Source organism: Mycobacterium sp. NPDC006124, from assembly GCF_040614235.1.
Taxonomy (GTDB): Bacteria; Actinomycetota; Actinomycetes; order Mycobacteriales; family Mycobacteriaceae; genus Mycobacterium.
On the sequence record NZ_JBEXUA010000013.1, the window covers coordinates 120,272 to 143,452 of the forward strand.

General features: G+C 69.9%; 23 protein-coding genes. 6 read left to right on the plus strand and 17 right to left on the minus strand.

Annotation, left to right across the window (positions count from 1 at the left end):
* Positions 1–29: 29 nt before the first annotated feature.
* The 8 genes from mraY to ABZ195_RS23100 form a co-directional block, all read right to left on the minus strand.
* A complete protein-coding gene (gene mraY / locus ABZ195_RS23065; RefSeq protein WP_355221842.1) occupies positions 30–1,109 on the minus strand; it encodes a phospho-N-acetylmuramoyl-pentapeptide-transferase in 1,080 nt (359 codons plus the stop codon).
* Complete coding sequence (gene murF, locus ABZ195_RS23070; protein ID WP_355221844.1) at positions 1,106–2,605, minus strand: UDP-N-acetylmuramoyl-tripeptide--D-alanyl-D-alanine ligase; 1,500 nt, start codon at positions 2,603–2,605, stop codon at positions 1,106–1,108. The genes mraY and murF overlap by 4 nt, the downstream gene beginning before the upstream one ends.
* Entirely contained in the window at positions 2,602–4,119 is a 1,518-nt protein-coding gene (locus tag ABZ195_RS23075) for a UDP-N-acetylmuramoyl-L-alanyl-D-glutamate--2,6-diaminopimelate ligase (protein WP_355221846.1), read from the minus strand. Before ABZ195_RS23075 ends, murF begins: the two co-directional genes overlap by 4 nt.
* A 38-nt stretch (positions 4,120–4,157) precedes the next feature.
* Positions 4,158–6,032, minus strand: coding sequence for a penicillin-binding protein 2 (locus ABZ195_RS23080; protein ID WP_355221847.1), 1,875 nt, complete (start codon positions 6,030–6,032; stop codon positions 4,158–4,160).
* The gene (locus ABZ195_RS23085) at positions 6,029–7,075 is read right to left on the minus strand and encodes a hypothetical protein (RefSeq protein ID WP_355221849.1); all 1,047 of its coding nucleotides are present in this window, start codon (positions 7,073–7,075) and stop codon (positions 6,029–6,031) included. Before ABZ195_RS23085 ends, ABZ195_RS23080 begins: the two co-directional genes overlap by 4 nt.
* Positions 7,072–8,232 carry a 16S rRNA (cytosine(1402)-N(4))-methyltransferase RsmH gene (gene rsmH, locus ABZ195_RS23090; protein ID WP_355221851.1) on the minus strand — a complete coding sequence of 387 codons (1,161 nt, stop codon included), beginning with the start codon at positions 8,230–8,232 and terminating at the stop codon, positions 7,072–7,074. Before rsmH ends, ABZ195_RS23085 begins: the two co-directional genes overlap by 4 nt.
* Positions 8,207–8,638, minus strand: a complete 432-nt coding sequence (gene mraZ / locus ABZ195_RS23095; protein WP_355221852.1) for a division/cell wall cluster transcriptional repressor MraZ — start codon at positions 8,636–8,638, stop codon at positions 8,207–8,209. The genes rsmH and mraZ overlap by 26 nt, the downstream gene beginning before the upstream one ends.
* A gap of 358 nt (positions 8,639–8,996) precedes the next feature.
* Entirely contained in the window at positions 8,997–9,398 is a 402-nt protein-coding gene (locus ABZ195_RS23100) for a DUF3040 domain-containing protein (protein ID WP_355221854.1), read from the minus strand.
* 269 nt (positions 9,399–9,667) lie between these two features.
* Here ABZ195_RS23100 and ABZ195_RS23105 point away from each other — a divergent pair, with 269 nt between their 5' ends.
* The 4 genes from ABZ195_RS23105 (at position 9,668) to ABZ195_RS23120 (ending at position 13,688) form a co-directional block, all read left to right on the plus strand.
* On the plus strand, positions 9,668–10,267 hold the full coding sequence (locus ABZ195_RS23105; protein WP_355221856.1) for a GNAT family N-acetyltransferase: 600 nt from the start codon (positions 9,668–9,670) through the stop codon (positions 10,265–10,267).
* An 85-nt stretch (positions 10,268–10,352) separates the two neighbouring features.
* The gene (locus ABZ195_RS23110; protein WP_355221919.1) at positions 10,353–10,982 is read left to right on the plus strand and encodes a DUF3153 domain-containing protein; all 630 of its coding nucleotides are present in this window, start codon (positions 10,353–10,355) and stop codon (positions 10,980–10,982) included.
* 91 nt (positions 10,983–11,073) lie between these two features.
* The gene (gene idsA2, locus ABZ195_RS23115) at positions 11,074–12,168 is read left to right on the plus strand and encodes a bifunctional (2E,6E)-farnesyl/geranyl diphosphate synthase (protein WP_355221920.1); all 1,095 of its coding nucleotides are present in this window, start codon (positions 11,074–11,076) and stop codon (positions 12,166–12,168) included.
* Positions 12,169–12,173: 5 nt separating this feature from the next.
* Complete coding sequence (locus ABZ195_RS23120) at positions 12,174–13,688, plus strand: alpha-(1->6)-mannopyranosyltransferase A (protein ID WP_355221858.1); 1,515 nt, start codon at positions 12,174–12,176, stop codon at positions 13,686–13,688.
* Positions 13,689–13,733: 45 nt separating this feature from the next.
* On the opposite strand, the gene ABZ195_RS23125 is transcribed toward ABZ195_RS23120, so the two are convergent.
* Complete coding sequence (locus ABZ195_RS23125) at positions 13,734–14,135, minus strand: Rv2175c family DNA-binding protein (RefSeq protein ID WP_355221860.1); 402 nt, start codon at positions 14,133–14,135, stop codon at positions 13,734–13,736.
* 23 nt (positions 14,136–14,158) lie between these two features.
* On the opposite strand from ABZ195_RS23125, the gene ABZ195_RS23130 reads away from it, so the two are divergent.
* On the plus strand, positions 14,159–15,457 hold the full coding sequence (locus ABZ195_RS23130) for a protein kinase (RefSeq protein ID WP_355221861.1): 1,299 nt from the start codon (positions 14,159–14,161) through the stop codon (positions 15,455–15,457).
* Here the strand turns inward: ABZ195_RS23130 and ABZ195_RS23135 are convergent.
* From ABZ195_RS23135 to ABZ195_RS23145, 3 genes are all read right to left on the minus strand, one after another.
* Entirely contained in the window at positions 15,454–16,851 is a 1,398-nt protein-coding gene (locus tag ABZ195_RS23135) for a class II 3-deoxy-7-phosphoheptulonate synthase (RefSeq protein ID WP_355221863.1), read from the minus strand. The two genes, ABZ195_RS23130 and ABZ195_RS23135, sit on opposite strands and share 4 nt — an antisense overlap.
* 62 nt (positions 16,852–16,913) lie before the next feature.
* On the minus strand, positions 16,914–17,441 hold the full coding sequence (locus tag ABZ195_RS23140) for a polyadenylate-specific 3'-exoribonuclease AS (protein ID WP_355221865.1): 528 nt from the start codon (positions 17,439–17,441) through the stop codon (positions 16,914–16,916).
* Positions 17,441–18,259 carry a hypothetical protein gene (locus ABZ195_RS23145; protein ID WP_355221922.1) on the minus strand — a complete coding sequence of 273 codons (819 nt, stop codon included), beginning with the start codon at positions 18,257–18,259 and terminating at the stop codon, positions 17,441–17,443. Before ABZ195_RS23145 ends, ABZ195_RS23140 begins: the two co-directional genes overlap by 1 nt.
* A 150-nt stretch (positions 18,260–18,409) precedes the next feature.
* Between ABZ195_RS23145 and ABZ195_RS23150 the strand changes: the two genes are divergently transcribed.
* Complete coding sequence (locus tag ABZ195_RS23150) at positions 18,410–19,717, plus strand: glycosyltransferase 87 family protein (RefSeq protein ID WP_355221867.1); 1,308 nt, start codon at positions 18,410–18,412, stop codon at positions 19,715–19,717.
* Here the strand turns inward: ABZ195_RS23150 and ABZ195_RS23155 are convergent.
* The 5 genes from ABZ195_RS23155 to ABZ195_RS23175 all read right to left on the minus strand — a co-directional run bounded on the left by ABZ195_RS23155 (position 19,714) and on the right by ABZ195_RS23175 (position 23,096).
* On the minus strand, positions 19,714–20,451 hold the full coding sequence (locus ABZ195_RS23155; protein ID WP_355221869.1) for a lysophospholipid acyltransferase family protein: 738 nt from the start codon (positions 20,449–20,451) through the stop codon (positions 19,714–19,716). The two genes, ABZ195_RS23150 and ABZ195_RS23155, sit on opposite strands and share 4 nt — an antisense overlap.
* 59 nt (positions 20,452–20,510) lie before the next feature.
* Positions 20,511–20,894 (minus strand): hypothetical protein, encoded by a 384-nt coding sequence (locus tag ABZ195_RS23160; RefSeq protein WP_355221871.1) that lies wholly within the window; start codon positions 20,892–20,894, stop codon positions 20,511–20,513.
* Positions 20,891–22,180: an ArsA family ATPase gene (locus tag ABZ195_RS23165; protein ID WP_355221924.1), complete on the minus strand. Its 1,290-nt coding sequence runs from the start codon at positions 22,178–22,180 to the stop codon at positions 20,891–20,893. The genes ABZ195_RS23160 and ABZ195_RS23165 overlap by 4 nt, the downstream gene beginning before the upstream one ends.
* On the minus strand, positions 22,173–22,610 hold the full coding sequence (locus tag ABZ195_RS23170; RefSeq protein ID WP_355221872.1) for an SRPBCC family protein: 438 nt from the start codon (positions 22,608–22,610) through the stop codon (positions 22,173–22,175). The genes ABZ195_RS23165 and ABZ195_RS23170 overlap by 8 nt, the downstream gene beginning before the upstream one ends.
* An 84-nt stretch (positions 22,611–22,694) precedes the next feature.
* Positions 22,695–23,096, minus strand: a complete 402-nt coding sequence (locus ABZ195_RS23175) for a polyketide cyclase / dehydrase and lipid transport (protein WP_355221874.1) — start codon at positions 23,094–23,096, stop codon at positions 22,695–22,697.
* Between the last annotated feature and the right edge of the window lie 85 nt (positions 23,097–23,181).

The window sequence follows — 23,181 nt, forward strand, 5'->3', positions numbered from 1 at the left end:
CGGCGCGTGTCGCCGAAGTCCCACAGCCGCTACGCGCCGACCGTCGCCAGCCACTCGCTGTAGAACAGGGCCACGCCGAGGCCGCAGGCTATGGCCGTGAGCAGCCAAAACCGGATGATCACCGTGGTCTCGGCCCAGCCCACCAGCTCGAAGTGGTGATGGAACGGGGCCATCCGGAACACCCGGCGGCCCGTCGTCCGGAAGGCCAGGATCTGCACGACCACCGAGGTGACCTCGGCGACGAACAACGCCCCCAGCACGATGGCCAGCATCTCGGTGCGACTGGTCACCGACAGGCCCGCGATGATGCCACCCAGGGCAAGCGACCCGGTGTCGCCCATGAAGATCTTGGCCGGTGCGGCATTCCACCATAGGAAGCCGATGCAGGCCCCCGCCGCGGCCGCTGCCACCAACGCCAGATCCAGCGGATCCCGAACGTTGTAGCAGCCGAGACCCGGGCTGAATGCGCACGCGTTGCGGAACTGCCAGAACGTGATGATCACGTAGGCCGCCGTCACCATCGCCATGGCCCCGGCCGCGAGACCGTCGAGTCCGTCGGTGAAGTTCACCGCGTTCGACCAGGCGCTGACCAACACCACGCAGAACAGCACGAAGACCGCAGGCGCCAGCGTCACCGTGGCGATCTCGCGGACGTAGGACAGCTCCGGACTGCCCGGCGTCAGCCCGTCGGCGTTGCGGAACTGCAGCACCAGCACGCCGAACAGCACCGCGGCGACCAACTGGCCGACCGTCTTGGCCGTCTTGTTCAACCCCAGGTTGCGCGACCGCCGGATCTTGATGAGGTCGTCGACGAAGCCCACCGCACCGAGCGCCGTCGCCAGGCCGAGCACCAGCAGACCCGAGGCCGAGGGTCCCTCGCCGTCCAACGCCAGACCGACGAGGTGCGTGCCGAGGTACCCGGCCCAGATGCCCGCCAGGATCGCCACGCCACCCATCGACGGGGTGCCGCGCTTCTTGTGGTGACTCGGAGGGCCGTCCTCGCGGATCTCGTGGCCGAAGCCCTGCCGGGTGAACACGCGAATCAGGACCGGCGTCAACAGGATCGACACCGCCAGCGCGATGCCGACGGCGATCAGTATCTGTCTCATCGGGTCGGGCCCTCGTCCATCAGGGCCTCGGCCAGAGCGGCCAGGCCCGCGGACTTCGAAGCCTTCACCAGCACCACGTCACCGGGAGCCAATTCTTCGCGCAGCAGCTCCAGAGCGGCGTCGACGTCGTCGACCATGACGGACTCACTGCCCCATGACCCCTCCATCACCGCCCCGTGGTGCATGGCGCTCATTGATCTCCCGGTTCCGACGACGACCAGTCGTGACACATCTAAGCGCACGGCGAGCCGACCGATGCCATCGTGCTCGGCGATCGCGTCGTCGCCGAGTTCGCCCATCTCGCCGAGCACGGCCCAACTCCGGCGCCGCCCGCCGCCGTCGTCCCCGCCGCGCGCCATCCACGCCAGGGCCTTGAGACCAGCCCGCATCGAATCCGGATTGGCGTTGTAGGCGTCGTTGACGATCGTCACGCCGTCGGCTCGGGTGCCGACCTGCATCCGGTGCGCGGACACCGGCCCGGCCGCCGCCAGCGCGTCCCGAACCTGCTCGAGGCTGGCTCCGCACTCCAGCGCGACCGCCGCCGCCGACAGCGCGTTGGACACCTGATGGTCCCCGTGGACGGCGAGGACCACGTCGGTCTGCGCGCCCCCGGCATGCAAGGTGAACCGCGCCCTGGCCAGGTCGTCGAGGCCGACGTCACCGGCCCAGACATCGGCACCCGAGGAGCGGCCCACGCGCACGACGCGCGCCTCGGTGGTGGCGGCCATGGCGTCGACCACCGGGTCGTCGGCGTTGAGGACCACCACCCCGGATGCCGGAACCGATTGGGGCAGTTCGGCCTTCGTCGCGGCGATGGCCTCCCGCGAACCGAACTCGCCGAGGTGGGCGGTGCCGACGTTGAGGACCACCGCGATCGACGGCCGCGCGATCCTGGCCAGTGCGGCGATGTTGCCGCGGTGGCGCGCCGACATCTCGAGGACCAGATAGTCGGTGTCGGCGGTCGCGCGCAGCACCGTCCACGGATGCCCGAGTTCGTTGTTGAACGAACCGGGCGGCGCGACGACCGAGCCCAGGGGCTCGAGCACCGCGGCCAGCAGATCCTTGGTCGACGTCTTGCCCGAGGAGCCGGTCACCCCGACGATGACGAGCCCGCCGGCGACCAGTTCCGAGGCCACCGCGGCAGCCAGCTTGGCCAGGGCCGCCAGCACCGCGGCACCCGACCCGTCGGAGTCGAACTCCAGCACGCTGGCACCCGAGTCCGCCGGTGCGGCATCGGGGCGCACCACCACGGCGGGCACCCCGACCGGGCGCGCGGCCAGCACGGCGACCGCGCCCGCCGCGACGGCGCCCGCGGCGAAGTCGTGACCGTCCGACCGCGCCCCGGGCAGCGCCAGGAACAGTCCGCCGGGGGTCACCGCCCGCGAGTCGAACTCGACCGAACCGGTGACGAGGATCGACGCGGCGTCCTCGGCGGAGACGTCGGCCAACTCTCCGCCGACGATCTCGGCGACGCGGGCCAGCGACATGGCGATCACGGCGTCACCCCGAGAGTGCTCAGCGCGCGGGCCAACTCGTCGCGGTCGTCGAAGGGCCGGGTCTGCCCGTGGCTGGTCTGACCCGCCTCGTGTCCCTTGCCCGCCACCAGCACGACGTCACCGGCACCGGCCCAGGCCACGGCGAAGTCGATGGCCGCGGCCCGGTCACCGATCTCCTCGACGACGGCCGCACCACCGGCCGCACCGGCCACGATCGCCGCCCGGATGGCCGACGGTTCCTCGTCGCGGGGGTTGTCGTCGGTGACCACGACCAGGTCGGCCAGCTCGGCCGCCACCTGGCCCATCGGTCCCCGCTTGCCGGGGTCGCGGTTGCCACCGGCTCCGATGACGACCGCAATCCTGCCGCGGGTCTGGGCGCGCAGCGTCTCGAGCACGGCCCGCAGGGCGCCCGGTTTGTGCGCGTAGTCCACGACGGCGAGGAAGTCCTGACCACGGTCGACGGGCTGGAGCCGTCCCGGCACCGTCGCGCTCCGCAATCCGGGCGCCGCCTGTTCGGGTGACACGCCCACCGCGTCGAGGAGCGCCGCGGCCAGCACGGTGTTGGCGACGTTGAAGCGTCCGGGCAGGCCGATCCGCAGGCGGTGGTGCACGCCGGCCGGGTCGACCGTCAGGAACTCCTGACCCCCGTCGTCGAGGGTGCGCACGTCCTCCGCGCGCCAGTCGGCCTGGTGGCCGGCGACGCTGACCGTCACGGGTCGCGCGGCACGGGCGGCGATGGCACGGCCACCGTCGTCGTCGACGCAGACCACCGACACGTCGGCGTGCGTCGCGGACGCGGGCTCGAACAACTTCGCCTTGGCGTCGAGGTAATCCGCCATCGTGGGATGGAAGTCCAGGTGGTCGCGGGACAGGTTGGTGAAACCGCCGACGGCGAAGTGGACGGCGTCGACCCGGCCCAACGTCAGGGCGTGGCTGGACACCTCCATCACCACGGTGTCGATGCCCCGCTCCAGCATGACCGCGAACAGGGCCTGCAGGTCGGGAGCCTCCGGGGTGGTCAACGCGCTGGGCTCGTCGCGGCCGTCGACGCGGATGCCGACGGAGCCGACCAGCCCGGTGACGCGGCCCGCGGCGCGCAGTCCCGCCTCCACCAGATAGGTGGTGGTCGTCTTGCCGGAGGTGCCCGTCACCCCGATGACGCGCATGCGCTCCGACGGCCGGCCGTAGACGGCGGCGGCCACGTCGCCGAGCACCGTCCTGGGTGCGGGATGGATCAGCACGGGGACGCCCGTGACGCCCGCCATCACCTGGGCACCGGCATCGTCGGTGAGCACCGCGACGGCACCCTGACCGACGGCGTCCGCGGCGAACTTCGCGCCGTGCGCCTTCGCGCCGGGCAGCGCCGCGAACAGGTCTCCGGGCCGGACGTCCTGGCTGCGCAGCGTCACCCCGGTGACGCGCTCGGCGCCCGAGGCGCCCCGCAGGACGGCCTGTACGCGCTCCGCCAACGCGGCGACGTCGTCACCGACGGGGCTCGAGGGACGCAAGTTCATGGCCATGACACCTTAGCGGCCGCGGTTCGGACCGACCGTCAGTCAGCCTGGAGGATGAGCTTCGGGCCGGGATCTGGCGACAGCGGCACGTTCTCGCGCTGCAACAGCCACGACGACAGGTTGTGGATCAGCGGCGCCGCGGTGGTGCCCGGCGACCCGTCGGCGGTGCGGTGCGGGTTGTCCATCATCACGCCCACCACGTAGCGGGGCGAGTCGGCAGGCACCATCGCCGCGAAGGTGATCCAGTAGACGTCGTCGAAGTAGCAGCCGCAGGCCGGGTTGATCTGCTGGGCGGTGCCCGTCTTGCCCGCGATCTGGTAGCCCTCCACCGCCGCGCCGGAACCGGTGCCCTGCTGGACGCCGGTCGGATCCTTCTGAATGGTCGCGCGCAACATGTTCCGCACCGCCTGGGCCGTTCCCGGGTTCACCACGCGGATGCCTTCCGGCCGCGGCTCCTCGGTGCGGGTGCCGTCCGCGGCGATGGTGGCCTTGAGGATGCGGGGCGGAATGCGGACGCCGTCGTTGGCGATGGTTTGGTACATCCCGGTCATCTGCAGCAGCGTCATCGAAAGACCTTGTCCGATGGGCAGGTTGGCGAACGAGCTGCCCGACCACTGGTCGATCGGGGGCACCAGGCCCGCGCTCTCGCCGGGCAGGCCGACGCCCGTCCGCTGGCCGAGGCCGAACTTGTCGAGCATCTGCGCGTAGCGCTCCGGGCCGATCCGCTGGGCCAGCATCAGGGTTCCGACGTTCGAGGACTTCCCGAAGACGCCGGTGGTGGTGTAGGGCATCACGCCGTGGCTCCACGCGTCCCGCACCGTGACGCCACCCATGTTGATCGACCCCGGCACCTGGAGCACCTCGTCGGGGTTGGTGAGGTCGTTCTCGATGGCCGTCGACGCGGTGATGATCTTGTTCACCGACCCCGGCTCGAACGGCGAGGAGACCGCCGGGTTGCCCAGTTGGCGGTCGTCTTGACGGCCGACGTCCTGGCTGGGGTCGAACGTGTCGTTGTTTGCCATCGCCAGGACCTCACCGGTCTTGGAGTCGAGCACGACCGCCGACACCGACTTCGCCCCGGAGAGATTCTTGGCCTGCTGCACTTGCTGCTGGACGTAGAACTGGATGTCGTCGTCGAGGGTGAGCTGCACGGTCGAGCCGTTGACCGCGTCGTGGCGGTTGCGGTAGCTACCGGGGATCACGACACCGTCGGACCCGCGATCGTAGGTGACCGATCCGTCGGTGCCCGCCAGCTTCGAGTCCAGAGCGTCCTCCAAGCCGAGCAGCCCGTGACCGTCCCAGTCGATGCCGCCGACGATGTTCGCCGCCAGGGAGCCGCCGGGGTACTGGCGGATGTCTTGGCGCTCCGCACCGACCTCGGGATACTTGCCGATGATCGCGTCGGCGATCGCCGGGTCGACGGCGCGGGCCAGGTAGACGAAGGAGTCCTTGCCGGCCAGCTTCTTGTAGAGGGTGTCGGCGTCGGGCTTGTCGTTGAGCAGACCCGCCACGCCCTTGGCGATCTCGCGCAGGCGCTTGATGGGGTCGGGTGCGGCGGCATCCTTGGCCTGGGCCTCGACGAGCTGCTTTTGAATCTTGGTGGGCTGGAACGTCAGGGCGCGAGCCTCGGTGGTGAAGGCCAGCTTGTCGTCGTTGCGGTCGACGATGCTGCCGCGCAGCGCCGCCTCGACGTCGGTGACCTTGAGCTGGCTGGCGGCCTCGGCGCGCAGCCCGGCCGCGCGGGGCACCTGGAGCATGAAGAGCTGGCCGGCGGCGACGACGAGGACCAGCAGGATCACGACGTTCCCGGCGCGGTGACGAAACCCGAAGGAGGCGCTGCGCGATCCGTCGTCGGCGATGGGTTTGCGGATGCGCCGCTCGTTGGCCGGATGCGGGGTGCCGGGGCGGCTCATGTGGGGGCTCCTGGCACGACGACGGGGGCGGGCGGGACGGCTTGGTCGACGGGCGGGGGCCCCGGCAGTGCCGCTCCCGGCGGGGAGTCGAGGTGCGGCGCCGCGGGGTCGACCGGCGCGGGGGCCAGCGGTGCGGCGGCCAACGGTGCGGGGTCGACCGCAGCGGCGGCCGGCGGTGCGACCGGCACCTGGCCCGGCACGGGAGCCTGCAGCGGCACGGCAGGCTGTCCGACCACGGCCGGCTGCCCTGCGACGGGGACCTCGGGGTTGGGCAGCGCGGCGCCCGGCGGAGGCAGGTGCACGGTCACCTCGCGGGGGTCGACCACGCGCGGGGCCGGCGGGGCGGGTTCGGCCGGGGGTGCCGTCGTGGGGTCGGGCAGGGGGCTGTTGAGCGGCGGCGGTTGCACGCCCTCCGCCGGCTTCGGCGTCCCGACGACCATCCAGTTGCCGGTGGCGTCCTGCACCAGGTGCGCAGTGTCCCGGGACGGGATCATGCCGAGGTTGCGCGCGGCCTCGGCCAGCGCGGGTGCGGCCTGCGCTTCGAGGACGTCGCGCTCGAGGCCGTCCTTCTGCTGCATCAAGGCCTGGTTGACCTGGCGGGCGCGGCCCAACTCGTAGGACCGTTCGGCGGCGTCGGTCGACAACCACAGCGTGACGCCGAGACCGATGCCGAGCGCCCCGATCACCAGCACCACGAACGGCACCCGGGTGACGAACCTGCGGGGGTCGAGGTCGATCGACGCCAGCTTGAGCAGCATGCGCTCGCGAAGTGGGGGGCGAACGACTTTGGGCGCCTTGGCCTTGCGCGCCTTGGCGCGAGCCTTGGCCTGGGCGGCGTTCTTCGGTCGGACCGGGCCCTCGGCGGGCCGCGGCATCGGGCCGGTGTGCGGCCTCGCGGTGTCTGGGCGCTGTTCGCGGGTCGTGCGACGGCCGCGCGGCGGCGCGTCGACGGGTCGCCGCTGGGCTGCGGTCTCGCGCGGCCGGCGGGGCTTGCGCTTGCGTTCGTCAGAGCCACGCACCGCTTCTCGTCGCTTGGCCATCACGAACCATCCCTTCCAACGATCTTCTCCGTGGTGCGCTTCTCGAGAGCGCGAAGCCGTACGGATGCACTACGCGGGTTCAGGGCGATCTCGTCGTCCCCCGCCTTCTCGGCCCCCCGCGTCAGCGAGACGAAGTAGGGCTCGTGGCCCGGAAGTTCCATTGGCAGCCCGGGCGGCGTGCGCGACGCGGTAGCCGCGGCGAACTCGCCCTTGACGATTCGGTCCTCGAGGGACTGGTAGGCCATCACCACGATCCGGCCGCCCTGGCGCAGCGCGTTCAGCGCCGACGGGATCGCCGACCTCAACGAGTCCAGTTCGCCGTTGACCGCGGTGCGCAGCGCCTGGAACGTGCGCTTTCCGGGGTGACCGCCCGTGCGGCGAGCCGGAATGGGGATGACGTCGTAGAGCACCTCGACGAGTTCGGCGGTCGTCTCGAACGGCTTGCGTCCGCGCCGCCGGACGACTTCGCCGGCGATGCGGCTGGCGAAACGCTCCTCGCCGAACTCCTGGAGGATCCGCGTCAGGGCCGACTTGTCATAGGTGTTGAGGATTTCGGCGGCCGTGAGCGGCGCGTCCTGGTCCATGCGCATGTCCAACGGCGCGTCCTGGGAGTAGGAGAAGCCGCGCTCGGCTCGGTCGAGTTGCATCGACGAGACCCCGAGGTCGAACAGGACCCCGTCGACCGTGGTGTCGGGCGTCCAGAAGCCGTCGTAGCGGGTCTGGACGTACTCGACCCGGTCGGCGAAGGGGGCCAGGCGGTCGGCGGCGATGTCGAGAGCGGTGCGGTCGCGGTCCAGGCCGACGAGGCGAAGACCGGGCAACTGGGTCAGGAAGCGTTCGGCGTGACCACCCGCGCCGAGCGTCGCGTCGACCAGGACGGCACCCGTGCCGTCGGCGCTGCGTCGGGTCAGGGCGGGGACGAGGAGTTCGACGCAGCGGTCCAGGAGAACCGGGGCGTGTGGGTGATGGTCAGGCATGACGGCGGCGCCCTTGCGAGGTGTGGCGGGGCTGAGTGCGCCCGCCCTTGCAGGGAGGTCCCTGTCCGAGGTTGCGGACCTGGCGTTGGGGAAGTACGTCAGGGCCGGTTCGGGCAGAGGCCACCTTGCAAGGGCTGGGCCGTGGTCAACGGGCGTTCTAGATGATGTCGCGCAGGGTGTCATCGCTGGCCGCGGAGAAGTTCTCTTCGTGGGTCTGCTGATAGTCCTGCCACGCTTGGGCGTCCCAGATCTCCAGGTAGTCGATCGAGCCGATCACCACGCAGTCCTTGGAGAGGTCCGCGTACTGGCGATGGTCGGCCGACAGGGTGATCCGGCCTTGTGCGTCGGGATGTTGCTCGTCGGTCGCCGCGGCGAGGTACCGCAGGTAGGCACGGGCGTCGGGATTGCTCCGCGATGCCTGCGCGGCCCGTTGAGCGAGCTTCTCGAACTCGGCCCTCGGATAGACGGCGAGGCTGTGATCTTGACTCTTGGTGACCATCAACCCCCCTGCCAGCGCTTCGCGGAACTTGGCGGGCAGCGTGAGCCGCCCCTTGTCGTCGAGCTTGGGCGTGTAGGTGCCGAGGAACATCTCGACACCTCCAACCACTCGGGTTGATCCCGAGTCGCTTCGCTTCTGCTCGCCGATCGGAGCCCTAGCCGCTCCGATGTCCGCCACATTACCCCACCATCCCCCACTTTGCTCCATCCATCGGCAAAAGTTGGGCGTGCTCCCCCACCGGACACCACGACGGTGCCGAATCCGGGGTGCGCAGTGGCACATCACACCAGCCCACGCCGACGTAGGGCCAGCTAGAGGCCTGTTGGGTAGCCAGTGGGGCGTGGTGGGGGAAGCGGGTGGCCCAACCCTCGACATCCGCCCGTCGCGGCGTGTCGAACGCAAAGAAAAAGGGCAGCTCCATGCGGAGCTGCCCTAGGTGACGCGAACGTCACTCCTCGAAGCGGCGGCGGAACCTCTCCTCCATGCGGCTGGAGAACGAATTGCCGCCCTTGGCGCGCTTCTGCTGTGATGAATTTGGTTCCGGCGCAGCACCCTCACGGGCACCAGCCACCCGCGGGCCGGTGATTGCGTACACGACGCCGCCGAACATCAGGATGAATCCGACCACGCTCAGCACCGGGAAGCCGCTGATCTGGGTGGCCCGGAACGCAACGCCACAGATCAGGAGTGCCAGACCCACGATGAAGACCACCGCACCCTGCAGCCGGCGCCGCGCCGACGGTGCCCGCAGGTTCCCGCCGCGCACACTCGACGCGAACTTGGGATCCTCGGCATAGAGAGCGCTCTCGATCTGGTCGAGCATGCGCTGCTCATGATCGGAGAGTGGCATCCGCGCCTCCCATGTTGCGTCCCTGCTGCGACCGCGAATTTACGGCCGTGCGTTCAAAATACGTACGCCCGCAAACCGCGGGGCACCTGGTCATCATGATACGAGCAGAATCCGGCGCGTACCACCTACTTCTGGAGAGTCACTTCGAGGTAGCCCCCCGAACCGACGTCTCCACTGATCATAGTTCGTGCCCCGCCGGTGGCGAGATGCCGCGTCACTGACCGGATAATGACGTCGACTCGGCCAACACCGCGAAGGACATCAAGAGGTTGACCACGTTCCTCATCGACCTGTCACCCGGCGACATGCAACGACGCCTCGGGGACGCACTCGGCGTCTACGTCGACGCCATGCGCTACCCCCGCGGCACCGAGGACCAGCGCGCCTCCATGTGGCTCGAACACATCCGCCGACGGGGCTGGACCGCCGTCGCCGCCGTCGAGGCCCCCGATCACGACGCCCACGATCCGGACGCACCGCAGCTGAGCGCGGCCCCCATGCTCGGAGTGGCCTACGGCTACTGCGGCGCACCCGACCAGTGGTGGCAGCAGCAGGTCGTGCAAGGCCTCCAACGGGGTGGCGCCGACCGGGCCCGCATCGCCGAGTTGATGAACGACTACTTCGAGCTCACCGAGGTGCACATCCACCCCCGCGCCCAGGGCCGCGGCTTGGGCGAGGCACTGGTCCGACGGCTGCTGGCGGGCCGCACCGAACCACGGGTGCTGCTGTCCACCCCGGAGATCGACGCCGAGGCCAACCGGGCCTGGCGGCTGTACCGGCGCCTCGGCTTCACCGACGTGATCCGGGGTTACCACTTCGCCGGGGACCCGCGACCCTTCGCCATCCTGGGCCGAGATCTTCCCCTCTAGTGCGTCGGCGACGGCCCCCGTCTGGCACCATGTCGGGGTGCCAACCCGCCGCAAACGCCTGCTCGTCTTGCTTTTGCTGGTGGTGATGGCGCCGATGATCGCGGGCTGCGTGCGCGTGCGAGCCTCGATCACCGTGTCGCCCGACGACCGGGTGTCCGGTCAGATCATCGCCGCGGCCAAGCCCAGGAACACCGACGACAAGGGCCCCCAGCTGCTCAACAGCCTGCCCTTCGCCAACAAGGTGTCGGTCTCGCCGTACGAGCGCGACGACTACGTCGGCAGCCAGGCGGTCTTCTCGGACCTGACCTTCGCCGAACTGCCGCAATTGGCCAACATGAACGCCGACGCCGCCGGGGTGGACATCTCGCTGCGCCGGGCGGGTGACCTGGTGATCCTGGAGGGTCGGGCCGATCTCACCTCGCTCAACGACCCCGACGCCGACGTGTCGCTCAACGTCGCCTTTCCCGGCGACGTCACCTCGACCAACGGCGAACAGGTGTCCACCGACGTCGTCCAGTGGACGCTGAAGCCGGGCGTGGTCACCACGATGAACGCCCAGGCCCGCTACACCGATCCCAGCGCCCGGTCGTTCACCGGAGCGGCGATCTGGCTGGGTGTCGCCGCGTTCCTGGTCGCCGGTGTCGTGGGTGGCGTCGCCTGGGCCAGCCGCGACCGCAGCCCCGTCCTGGCCAACCCGCACGAGCCGCGCCGATGACCCCGTCGCCCTGCCTCGTCACCGGCCACCCGGGACGCTCTAGGCTACGAGTTCCACGTTGTGAGTTCCACGGTAGTGAAAGGGGCGAGCGCTGAGCCTCGACGCTGCCGCGGGACCCTCCGCCACCCACCTCGCCACCGCCGTCAGCGACCGACTGCGCGAGCACCTCCAGAGCCGCCGCGCCGGGGCCGCCTACATCGGCACCGACTACGCGGAGATGACCGCCGCGCTCGAGGAGTTCGTTCTGCGCGGCGGCAAACGACTGCGACCGGCCTTCGCCTACTGGGGCTGGCGAGCGGTGGCGCCGCCGGATCGGGCCGTCGACTCCGACGTGCTCCTGCTGTTCTCCGCGCTGGAACTGTTGCACGCCTGCGCCCTGGTGCACGACGACGTCATCGACGCCTCCGCCACCCGCCGCGGTCTGCCGACGGTGCATCGGCACTTCGCCGATCTGCACCGGGACCGCAACTGGCACGGCTCATCCGAGCAGTTCGGCCTCTCCACCGCCATCCTCCTCGGGGATCTGTCGCTGGTCTGGGCCGACGACATCATCACCTCCGCCGATCTGCCGGGCGAGGCCCGCCAGCGCGTCCAGCGGGTGTGGGCCGACATCCGCACCGAGGTGCTCGGGGGGCAGTTCCTCGACATCGTCGCCGAGGCCAGCGGCGCCGAGACCGTCGAATCGGCGATGAACGTCAACACCTACAAGACCGCCTCCTACACGGTGACGCGGCCGTTGCAGTTGGGCGCCGCCGCGGCCGCCGACCGACCCGACGTGCAGGACCTGTTCCACCAGGTCGGCACCGACCTCGGCGTGGCCTTCCAGCTGCGCGACGACGTGCTCGGCGTGTTCGGCGACCCGGCGGTCACCGGCAAGCCGTCCGGCGACGACCTGCGGTCGGGCAAGCGCACCGTGCTGCTCGCCGAGGCCGTGACGCGGGCCGACGGCTCGGATCCGTTGGCCGCCAAGATGTTGCGGACCTCGATTGGCACCGACCTCTCCGAGGCCCACGTTCGCGAGCTGTGCCAGGTCATCGAATCCGTCGGCGCACTCGCCGCGGTCGAGGCGCGCATCGAGCTGCTCACCGGGCAAGCCCTGGCACTCCTGGATGCGGCGCCCGTCGACGCCGACGCGAAGGTCGGTCTGGCCGAGCTCGCCAGATTGGCGTCGAACCGGACCGCCTGAGGCCCATGACGACTCCCACCGCCGCCCATCCACCGAGATCCGGTGTCGCCGGACAGTTCTCACGCCTGACCACGTTCGCCGCGTCGCGGGAGAGCCGACCGGCTCGCCTCGGCTTCCTCGGTGCTGTGTTGATCACCCTCGGTGGTCTCGGGGCTGGCTCGACCCGCCTGCACGACCCAGTGCTGGAGTCCATTCAGCTGTCCTGGTTGCGCTTCGGGCACGGGCTGGTGTTCTCGTCGGTGCTGCTGTGGGGCGGCGTGGCGGCGATGCTGATCGCCTGGCTCTGGCTGGGCCGACGGGTCGTGGACCGCACCGCGAGCACCTACACCATGTTGGCGACCACCGGATTCTGGCTGACGCCATTGCTTCTCAGCGCGCCGGTCTTCAGTCGCGACACGTATTCCTATCTGGCCCAGGGCGCACTGCTGCGCGACGGCTTCGACCCCTACGTCGTCGGCCCCATCGAGAACCCCAACTCGCTGCTCGACAACGTGAGCCCGATCTGGACGACGACCACCGCTCCCTACGGTCCGGTGTTCATCCTGGTGGCCAAGTTCGTCACCATGATCGTCGGCGACCACGTCATCGAGGGCACCATGCTGCTGCGGCTGTGCATGCTGCCCGGCCTGGTGATGCTGATCTGGGCCGCCCCGCGCATCGCCCGCCACGTCGGGGCCAATGGGCCTGCCGCGCTGTGGATCTGCGTGCTCAACCCGCTGGTGATCATCCATTTGATGGGTGGCGTCCACAACGAGATGCTGATGGTCGGCCTGATGATGGCGGCCATCGCCCTGACGTTGCAGGACAAACCGGTGTGGGGCGTGGGCCTCATCGCGATCGCGGTGGCGGTGAAGGCGACGGCGGGCATCGCGCTGCCGTTCATGGTGTGGATGTGGGCCCACCGACTCAGGGACAAGCGCGGGCTCGGACCGGTGCGCGCGTTCGCGGTCGCCACGGGCGCCTCTGCGCTGATCTTCGTCGTGGTGTTCGCCGTCGTGTCGTGGTTGGCCGGCGTCGGGTTGGGCTGGCTCACCGCGCTCGCGGGCTCGGTGAAGATCATCAACTGGCTCACCGTGCCGACCGCGACGGCGAACCTGGTCAACGCCGTCGGCGGCCTCTTCTTCCCGGTCAACTTCTACGCCGTGCTGGAGGTGACGCGCATCGCGGGGGTGGCGATCATCGCCATCTCACTTCCGTTGCTGTGGTGGCGTTTTCGGCACGACGACCGCGAGGCTCTGACGGGCATCGCGCTGGCGATGCTGGTGGTGGTGCTGTTCGTGCCCGCGGCACTGCCCTGGTACTACACCTGGCCGCTGGCCATCCTCTCGGCGCTGGCCCAGAGCAGGAAGGCCATCGCGGCGATCGCCGGCTTCTCGACGTGGATCATGGTGATCTTCAAGCCCGACGGCTCGCACGGCATGTACTCGTGGCTGCACGTCAGCCTGGCCACCGCGTGCGCGGTGCTGGCCTGGTACTACCTGAGCAAGCACAGAACCCCGTCAGACGCGATTTCGGCGTGATCGGTCACCCCCAGCGCGACCGAGCACGCCGAAATCGCGTCTAGGTCAGTACGCCATGGCCTGTGCGCGGCGCACCACTTCACGCGCCTGATGCGAGTGCAGCGCGTCGACGGGACGGGCGTTCTCCACGACCTCGCCGGTGCCGTCGCGGCTCAGTGTCAGTGAGGGATCCGGGGTGAACAGCCACCGCACGATCTCGTTCTCGCTGTAGCCGCCGTCGTGCAGAACGACCAGCAGCCCGGACAGGCTCTTCACCACGTGCTTGCCGTCGAAGAAGATCTTCGGCACCACCAGCACGCCGTTGCGGCGCACGCCGATCAGGTGCTTCTGACGCAAGTGCTGGTGCACCTTGGTCACGGGGATGCCGAGGATGGACGCCACGGCGGGCAGGTCGTAGACGGCTTCGTCGGGGTCCAGAACGTCGTCGGCAGCCGGAATGTTGCTCACCGCTCCGAGTCTAAGATGCGTGCGTGGATACCAGCCAACGATCGGACCCGCTCGTCGGCGTCGTCCTGGACTCGCGCTACCGCGTGGACGCCCTGATCGCGACCGGTGGGATGTCCGCGGTGTACCGCGGCCTCGACCTACGGCTGGACCGTCCGGTGGCCCTGAAGGTGATGGACTCCCGGTACGCCGGTGACTCGCAGTTCCTGACGCGGTTCCAGCGTGAGGCGCGCGCGGTGGCGCGGCTCAAGGATCCCGGGCTGGTCGCGGTGTACGACCAGGGCCTTGGCGATCAGGGCGCCGGCCTGCCCTACCTGGTGATGGAACTGATCGAGGGCGGCACGCTGCGCGAACTGCTCCGCGAGCGCGGCCCGATGCCGCCGCACGCCGTCGCCGCGGTGTTGACGCCGATCCTGGGCGGGTTGGCCGCGGCGCACCGTGCCGGCCTGGTGCACCGCGACATCAAGCCGGAGAACGTGCTGATCTCCGACGACGGCGAGGTCAAGATCGCCGACTTCGGGTTGGTCCGCGCGGTCGCCGAGGCCAAGATCACCTCGACGAGCGTCATCCTCGGCACCGCGGCCTATCTGTCGCCCGAGCAGGTCGGCACGGGTGACGCCACCCCCGAGAGCGACGTGTACGGCGTCGGCATCCTGGCCTACGAATTGCTCACCGGCACTACGCCGTTCACCGGTGACAGCGTCCTGGCCGTGGCCTATCAACGGATGGACTACGACGTGCCGCCGCCCAGCGCCGCGATCGCGGGCGTCCCACCGCAGTTCGACGAACTGGTGCGACGGGCCACCCGGCGCACCCCCGGGGACCGCTACCCGGACGCGACGGCGATGGGCGCCGACCTCGACGCGATCGTCACCGAGTTGGGCTTGCCGCCGTTCCGCGTTCCCGCGCCGGCGAACTCCGCCCAGCACGCGGCGTCGGCGGAGTTCCACAGCCGGCTGGACGACCGCGCCGAACCGGTCGACCGGGACCACACCACCGCGGCCACCGCACCGCCGAGGGCACCCGAACCGATCCTGCCCACTCGCGACACGACTCCCCCGCCGGCACCGCGGCAGCACACCCGGGAGATGCCCCGCGGGCCCGGCGACTGGGACCCTGTCCCGTCGCTGCGCTCGCCTCAGGACGACCCGCACACCCCTTACCGCTCAGGGCAATTCGCCGGCATCGACATCGACGAACTGGAGTGGGCGCGCCAACGCGGCCGGCGCGTGTCGCTGTTCTGGTCGGTCGGGATCCTGACGCTGACCGCGCTGATCGCCGCCGGCGCGTGGACGCTGGGCAGCAACCTGCAGGGTCTGTTCTAACCCCGCAGCATCTCGGCGACGAGGAACGCCAGTTCGAGGGATTGCTGGGTGTTCAACCGCGGGTCGCACGCCGTCTCGTAGCGCCCGGCCAGATCGGAGTCCGAGATGTCCTGCGCGCCGCCGAGGCATTCGGTGACGTTCTCGCCGGTGATCTCGACGTGGATGCCGCCGGGATGGGTGCCGAGGCCGTGGTGCACCTCGAAGAAGCCCTGCACCTCGTCGACGATGCGGTCGAAGTGCCGGGTCTTGTAACCGGTGGAGGATTCGTGGGTGTTGCCGTGCATCGGGTCGCACTGCCAGATCACCTGACGACCGGTGGCCTGCACCTTCTCGATGATGGGCGGCAACAGGTCGCGCACCTTGCCGTTGCCCATCCTGCTGACCAGCGTCAGGCGGCCGGGCTGGTTGTGCGGGTCGAGCCGCTCGACGTATTCGACGGCCAGCTCCGGTGGCGTCGTCGGCCCGATCTTGACCCCGATGGGATTGGAGATGGTCTCGACGAATCCGATGTGCGCGCCGTCGAGCTGGCGGGTGCGGTCACCGATCCAGACGTAGTGCGCCGACAGATCGTAGAGCCGCGGTTCGGGCGCCTCGGCGGGAAACTCGTTGGACAGCCGCAGCATCGCCCGCTCGTAGTCGAGCACCAGCGCTTCGTGGCTGGCGTAGATCTCGGCGGTCTGCAGGTTGATGTCGTCGACGCCACACGCGCTCATGAACCGCAACGCGCGGTCGATCTCGGCGGCCAGCGCCTCGTAGCGCGCCCCCGCCGGCGAGGTGCGGACGAATTCGCGATTCCAGTCGTGCACCGACTCCAGCGACGCCAGCCCCGAGGACGTCATGGCCCGCACCAGGTTCATCGCGGCGCTGGCGTTGGCGTACGCGCGGACCAGCCGCGACGCGTCGTGGTCGCGCACCGAGGCGTCGGGGGCGAAACCGTTGACCATGTCCCCGCGGTAGGACTTCAGACCCAGCGCGTCGACGTCGGAGGACCGCGGTTTGGCGTACTGGCCGGCGATGCGGGCGACCTTGACCACCGGCATGCTGGCGCCGTAGGTCAGCACGACGGCCATTTGCAGCAGCGTGCGGATGTTGGCCCGGATGTGCGGTTCGGTGTTGTCGACGAACGTCTCGGCGCAGTCGCCGCCCTGCAGCAGGAACGCCTGCCCGCGGGCGACGTCGGCGAGATGGCCCTTGAGCCGTTCGATCTCCGAGGGCACGGTCACCGGCGGGACGCTCTCCAGCACGGTCCGCATGGCCTTCGCCTGGTCCGCGGGCCAGCTCGGCTGCTGAGCGGCCGGCTTGGCGAGCGCGGCGTCGAGCCGCTCGCGAAGGTCGCTCGACAGCGGCGGGAGCTCCGGCAGCTGGTCGATGGGCACGTCGACGGTCCAGTTCACCCGTCCATGGTAACCGCGCGCGGGTGCTCGTCCTGCATCCCGGTCCCGGCCATAGCCGCAGTTCAGGAGCGTGCGGCCCAGGCCCCGTCATCCTCGTCGTCGTCGTCGCCGGCGAGAGTGGTGACGAGGCGGAACCTGGTCAGGTTGTGCCGGGCGTCGACCAGCGCGTCGTGGGTGTCCCTGGGGCGCGGCGGCATGCGGGGGGAACCGCGGTCCTCCCAGAATTGCCGCAACTCCCTGGTGAAACGTGGGATGGCGGGGGGCAGATCGGTCATCGGGCCCCACAGCTGGCACAACGCGACGTGGTCATAGGCGGCCACCCATGCCCAGAGTTCGATGGTCTCGTCGCCGTCGACGTCGAAGAAGTCCTCGAGGTCCGACCGGATCTGGCGCCGTGACTTCCAGGCCGTCGACGAGGGCGACGGAAGCTTGGGCAGCACGTGCTTGCGCACCCATGCCCCGGCGCGGTCCGGGTCGAATTCGGTTGAGATGGCGTAGTACTCGCGGCCGTCCTCGGCGGCCACCCCGATCGAGATGAGATCGATGGTGCGACCGTCGTCGATGAACTCGGTGTCGTAGAAGTAGCGCATCAGGCGGCGTCCGTCTCGGGAGCTGGGGCAGGGGCCGGGGCGGGGTGGATCTCCCGGTCGAGCTGGGCGTCGACCTCGCGGTCGTCGGGGAAGTGCGGCTCGCCGGCGACGACGTGCTGCAGCCACAGCTTGGCCGAGACGACCGGTCGGCGCAGCCGGCGCTCCCGCTCCAGCGAGCGGTGCATCCGGCGTGGCCGATTGCCGTATCGCCATCGGGCCCAGGGCGCATGCGGGCGCGACACCCGGATCGCCGCGACGATGAGCAGCGGCGTGATGAACATGCCCACCAGACCCGTCCACACCTTGCCCTTGAGCAGCACCACCACCGCGAGCGCCAAGGTGATGAGCGCGATCCCGATGACGGTCGCCCGGGCCAGCACCGTCTGGTCCTCGCGCCAGATGTCGATGTCGAAGAACGACAGGGGGTTGAAGCCGAGGATGAGCAATCCGGCGACGGCGACGGCGGCGAACACCGCGTCCACCGAGGCGCGGCCGTCCTCGGACCAGTAGACGTCCTGCAAATGCAGGATCAGGGCGAACTCGTCGAGCACCAGCGCCGCGCCGATGCCGAACAGGATCGCGGCGACGGTGAACTCTGCGACGCCGCCGTCGACGGCCAGGGTCACCATCGTCACGCCGGACACCATGACCAGGATCACACCGATGACGACGTGGTGGATGTGGGTGGACCCGTGGCCCATGTTGCGGGGTTGCCACCACTTGGGTGGGGTGTCGGAGTTGTTCTCGTGGTGGCGGATGTAGCGCACGATCGTGCGTGTCACCAGGAACGTCAGCAGGAACGCGATCAGACACCACATCAGGGGTTGCCGACCAGGGGGGATCCCCAAGTCGAGCCCGAAGTCGAACTTCCAATCGGCGAACACGCGCAAAACTTACGCCGACCAGCGCGCGTCGCGGACCGGATGGTCTTCGACGCGCCGAGTAGCACCGATACTCTGGTCCGCGACATGAGAATTCGGCAGCTCCTCGGCAGATCACCAGGTCTGCCCGCGCCGTGGGCGGGCGCGGCGTGGCGGCTGTTCCAGCTGCTCACCATCGCAGTGGTCATCTGGGCGGGATGGCGGCTGCTGGCCGTGACCCCCTACCGCATCGACATCGACGTCTACCGCATGGGTGGCCGGGCGTGGCTCGACGGCACCTCGCTCTACCGCGACGGCGTGCTGTTCCACACCGGCGCGGGCCTCGACCTGCCGTTCACCTACCCGCCACTGGCGGCCGCGGTGTTCGCTCCGTTCGCGCTGCTGTCCCTCAACGCGGCCAGCGCGACCATCACCGCGGTCACCTTCGTGCTGCTGGTGGTCACCACCACGATCGTGCTGACCAGGCTCGGCGTGTGGGACGTCTCGCGGACGATCACCGGCCCGGCATGGCAGCGGCGCTGCTGGCTGGCCGCGGCCGTCGTCGCCCCGGCCGCGGTGTACCTGGAGCCCATCCGGTCCAACTTCGAGTTCGGTCAAATCAACGTGGTGCTGATGACGCTGGTCATCGCCGACTGCGTCCCTCGGCGCACGCCGTGGCCGCGCGGCCTGCTGCTGGGCGTGGCCATCGCGCTGAAGCTGACCCCGGCGGTGTTCCTGCTCTACTTCCTGCTGCGCCGCGACACCCGCGCGCTGCTGACCAGCATCGCCTCGGCCGTGCTGGCCACGGCCGTCGGGTTCGCGCTGGCGCCGCGGGATTCGTGGGAGTACTGGACGCAGACCGTGCGTGACACCGACCGGATCGGCACCGCGACGTATCTGACCAACCAGAACATCGCGGGCACGCTGGCCCGCCTCGGCATCGCCGAGACGCCGCGGTTCGTCATCTGGCTGGTCGCCTGCTTCGCGGTGCTGGGTCTGACGGTGTGGGCGGTGCGCCGGGTGCTGCGGCCGGGCGCACTTCGGGACGGCGACCAGGCGGTACTGGGGCTGGTGTGCGTGGCGATGTTCGGCTTGGTCGTATCGCCGGTGTCGTGGTCGCACCACTGGGTGTGGGCGCTGCCCGCGATCCTCACCACCGCGGTGCTCGCGGTGCGCTACCGCTCCGTGGCGACTGGTGCGGTCAGCGTTGCGGGGCTGTTGCTGACCTACTTCGTCCCGATCCACCTGATGGTCGAACACCAGGAGACATCGGCCTCGTTGTGGCGGCAGCTGCTCGGCGGGTCCTACGTCTGGTGGGCATTGGCGCTGATCGCCGTGGCGGGAGCGGCGACGTCACGGCAGCGCGAGCGGTCCGGCACGGACGTCGCCGTCACACCCGCGCACGCCGCGACCTAGCCTGCGGCGGAGGTGGGCATCCGGGCCGGTGGCGGGCCGTCGGACCCGCTCGCTCCCCCTTCGAGGGCGACCTTCACGTCGGCGGCGTACAGGTCGACGTACTCCTGACCGGACATCTGCATCAGCTCGTACATCACCTCGTCGATGACGGCGCGCTCGATGAAGCGGTTGCCCGCCAGACCCTCGAAGCGGGAGAAGTCCAGCGGTTTGCCGAAGCGGACCTCGACCCGGCCGAAGTGCCACATCTTGGACCCGGGCGGGTTGACGTCGTCGGTGCCGACCATCGCCACGGGGATGACGGGCACGCCGGTCTCCAGCGCCAGGCGCGCGATGCCGGTCTTGCCCTTGTACAGGCGGCCGTCGGGCGAGCGGGTTCCCTCGGGGTACATGCCGAGAACCTTGCCCTCGGCCAGGATGCGCGTGGCGGTGGTGAGGGCGGCCAGTGCGGCGTCGGCGTCGGTGCGGTCGATCGGCACCTGGCCGGCGGCGGTGTAGAACCAGCGGGTGAACCAGCCCTTGAGGCCGGTGCCGGTGAAGTACTCGGCCTTGGCCAGGTAGGTGATGCGACGCCGTACCACCAGGCACTTGTAGAAGCTGTCGGCGACGGCGAGGTGGTTACTGGCGAGAATGACCGCGCCGCGGTCCGGAACGTGTTCCAGCCCTACCACTTTGGGGCGGCCGAGCAACTTCAGCAGCGGGCCCATGAAGATGTACTTGAAGAGCCAATACCACATTGAGCCTCCCGCATGCGGCGCCCGGACGGTGCCCCGCGACAACTCTACCCAGTAACCGGTCAGTCCTCGACGGTGACGGGGATGTGTTGATAGTGGCCGGGGCCCGACGGCGGCGGATCGCGGTCCGGCTCGGGGCGCGGGGCAGGGGCGTCGGGACCGGGCTCCGTGGGACCGGCCGCGGAATCGGCCATCGCATCGGTCATCGCGCGGACCACCGAGAGCAGCGCGACGCTGTGCTCGGCGATCACGTTGAGCATGGGGTGCTGCTCACCCGAGACCAGCGCGGCGAGGGCGCAGACCGGGCACCACACCTGCTGACACTGCCCCGGGCTGCCCGACGTGGCGCGAGCGGCGGCCGCCCGCACGGCGGGGTCCAGACGGTCGAGGATCGTCTGTGCGAGCTGGCGCAGTTCGGGGGCGAGGTCGGCGTGGAAGTCGCTCATGCCGGCCACACCTCCGGATTCGGTCGAAAGCGCACCGTCAGTTCACCGCCGCGCAGTTGGGCGTCCATCACGGTGCATCGCCGTAAGACGGACGCCAACCTCACCCGGCGACGCATCCCACCGGCGCCGATGATCAGGTCGTCGTCGACCCGTCCGAGTGTCAGCGAGCGCGGGTCGACCTGCGGCAACTGTAGTCGCATCCGGTAGACGGCATCGAGCCCGGAGCCGGATTCGCGGTCGACCACCGGACGCACGGGAGCAGGTGGCGCCGAGCCGTCTCGCCGCCGGGCGGCGTCGAGCAGCTCGGCCAGCGCCTTGGGCCCGATCGGCTCCCCCGCGAGGTGCGGGACGAGCACCAGGGTGACGTCGCCGATCGTGGTGTCCAGCTCGTCGAGGACGAGGCGCTGTTCGGCGATGCGCTCGGTGTACCAGTCGAAGGCCGGATGTTCGGGCAGGTTCCGATACTCGAACGAGTCATCTTGCACCAGAACCTGATTGACGATCAGCTCAGCGACGCGGACGCCCATCAACGACAGCGAGCCGATGGTGCGGGCTGCCTCGGCGGCCACCACCCGCTCGGGGGTGAGCACCAGGTGCGCGCTCACGCGGGCGGCGTCGGTGAGCAGTTCGCCGAGGCGTTCGGTGCCGCTGGCAATGCCCTCGACGAGGTCGACGACGGCCGCCGAGGTCGCGTCGTCGCGCAACGACAGTCTGCGGTGGCGGGGCCAGGCCCGCTCGAGGTACAGCGCGAACGTCGCCGGCAGCGTGAGCATCCGCATCGCGTCGGCGGTCGATGCGCAGTCGACCACCACGTGATCCCACTGCCCGCTGGCGGCGAGTTCGGCGACCTCGTCGAGGCCGAGCACCTCCTGAATGCCGGGCAAGGCCGAGAGTTCTTCTGGCGCAACGTCTCCCAGATCCGACTCGGGGAACCGGGCGGCGAGCACGCCGGCCACCTGCCGCCACCGCCGCTCGAGCAGGGCGAGGGTGTCCAGGGCCAGCACGTCGAGGAAGCCACCGGCACCACCGTCGGGCCCCGCGTCGAGATCGGCCAGCACGCGCGTCGGTCGCCGCTCACCGGTGGGCGTCACCTCGATGCCGAGCACGTCACCGGTGGAGTGAGCCTGGTCGGTCGAGACCACCAGCACCCGTAGCCCGCTGCGCGCGTCGCGTACCGCGGCGGCGGTCGCCAGGGTTGACTTGCCGACGCCGCCCTTGCCGACGAAGAGGCTGATCCCGGCGCCGCCGGCCGCGGAGGATCCGCCGGGGCCGCTGGTGTCAGTCAGCCTCGACTCGTTTCTTGAGATCCTTCAGCGCGGTGTCGGTGAGCCGGCGTTCGGCCTTGCGCTTGAGCAGCCCGATCATCGGGATGACCAGGTCGACGGACAGTTCGTAGGTGACCTCGGTGCCGGAACCCTTGGGCGCCAGGAGGTATGCGCCGTCCAGGGCTCGCAGCAACGAACTCGACACCAGCGACCACCGGACCGACGCACGATCGGCCGGCCACGTGTAGGCCAGCACCATCGTGTCCTTGAGCACGGCGGCGTCGAGCACCAGTCGCGCCTTCTTGGGATAGCCCTCGTCGTCGCTCTCGAGGACTTCGGTCTCCTTGTACTCGGCGACCCAGTCGGGGTAGGAGCCGATGTCGGCGATGACGTCCATCACCGTCGCAGGTTCGGCGTCGATGTAGATCGTCTGCGCAGTCTTGTCCGCCACGTGTTCACTTCCCCGGGTCGCTAGAGCGCTACTGGACTCACGTTCGTTCGCACCGAAATGTACCCGCACCCCAGACGCGGGTCCTCAGTCAACTGCCCGTGCGAGCCGGGACACCCCGACACCACGAGACTCCTCGAGCCTCTGTTTGACCTCGAACGCCATCCGCTTGCCGGCCACCCGGCACTGATGGTTGGCCTTGGCCAGGTCCATCTTCGCGAGCTGCCAGGCGGCCACGCCCGAGGGCTCGGCGTGCACGAAGTAGTGCAGGATCACCCCGTCGAAGGACGCCTCCAGCCAAATCTCCATCGTGCCGGTCAGCGCCCCGGTGATGGTCCAGCGCTGCCCTGCCGGGCCACGGTCCTCGACCACGGTCAACCGGAGGTCGGGCCACCACCGCCGCCAGCTCACCGGGTCCGCGATCGCGACGCCGACGTCGACGGGGTCGGCGCACACGAACGTCTCGTCGGCCACCTGGATGCTGTTCATCGCCTCTCACCTTCACACACGATCTGCCGCGACCACTCGGCGGCCGACTAGGCTGCGTCACTGGATAGCCGTCCAAGTATCCGTC

Excerpts from the sequence above, each read along its gene's own strand:
- ABZ195_RS23075 (WP_355221846.1), bottom strand. The coding sequence starts at position 4,119 with ATGAACTTGCGTCCCTCGAGCCCCGTCGGTGACGACGTCGCCGCGTTG.
- ABZ195_RS23150 (WP_355221867.1), top strand. The coding sequence starts at position 18,410 with ATGAGAATTCGGCAGCTCCTCGGCAGATCACCAGGTCTGCCCGCGCCG.
- ABZ195_RS23140 (WP_355221865.1), bottom strand. The coding sequence starts at position 17,441 with ATGCGCTACTTCTACGACACCGAGTTCATCGACGACGGTCGCACCATC.
- ABZ195_RS23120 (WP_355221858.1), top strand. The coding sequence starts at position 12,174 with ATGACGACTCCCACCGCCGCCCATCCACCGAGATCCGGTGTCGCCGGA.
- mraY (WP_355221842.1), bottom strand. The coding sequence starts at position 1,109 with ATGAGACAGATACTGATCGCCGTCGGCATCGCGCTGGCGGTGTCGATC.
- ABZ195_RS23155 (WP_355221869.1), bottom strand. The coding sequence starts at position 20,451 with ATGTGGTATTGGCTCTTCAAGTACATCTTCATGGGCCCGCTGCTGAAG.
- ABZ195_RS23160 (WP_355221871.1), bottom strand. The coding sequence starts at position 20,894 with ATGAGCGACTTCCACGCCGACCTCGCCCCCGAACTGCGCCAGCTCGCA.
- ABZ195_RS23110 (WP_355221919.1), top strand. The coding sequence starts at position 10,353 with ATGGCGCCGATGATCGCGGGCTGCGTGCGCGTGCGAGCCTCGATCACC.
- ABZ195_RS23145 (WP_355221922.1), bottom strand. The coding sequence starts at position 18,259 with ATGTGGTGTCTGATCGCGTTCCTGCTGACGTTCCTGGTGACACGCACG.
- mraZ (WP_355221852.1), bottom strand. The coding sequence starts at position 8,638 with ATGTTCCTCGGCACCTACACGCCCAAGCTCGACGACAAGGGGCGGCTC.
- ABZ195_RS23100 (WP_355221854.1), bottom strand. The coding sequence starts at position 9,398 with ATGCCACTCTCCGATCATGAGCAGCGCATGCTCGACCAGATCGAGAGC.
- ABZ195_RS23080 (WP_355221847.1), bottom strand. The coding sequence starts at position 6,032 with ATGAGCCGCCCCGGCACCCCGCATCCGGCCAACGAGCGGCGCATCCGC.
- rsmH (WP_355221851.1), bottom strand. The coding sequence starts at position 8,232 with ATGACACCCTGCGCGACATCATCTAGAACGCCCGTTGACCACGGCCCA.
- ABZ195_RS23175 (WP_355221874.1), bottom strand. The coding sequence starts at position 23,096 with ATGAACAGCATCCAGGTGGCCGACGAGACGTTCGTGTGCGCCGACCCC.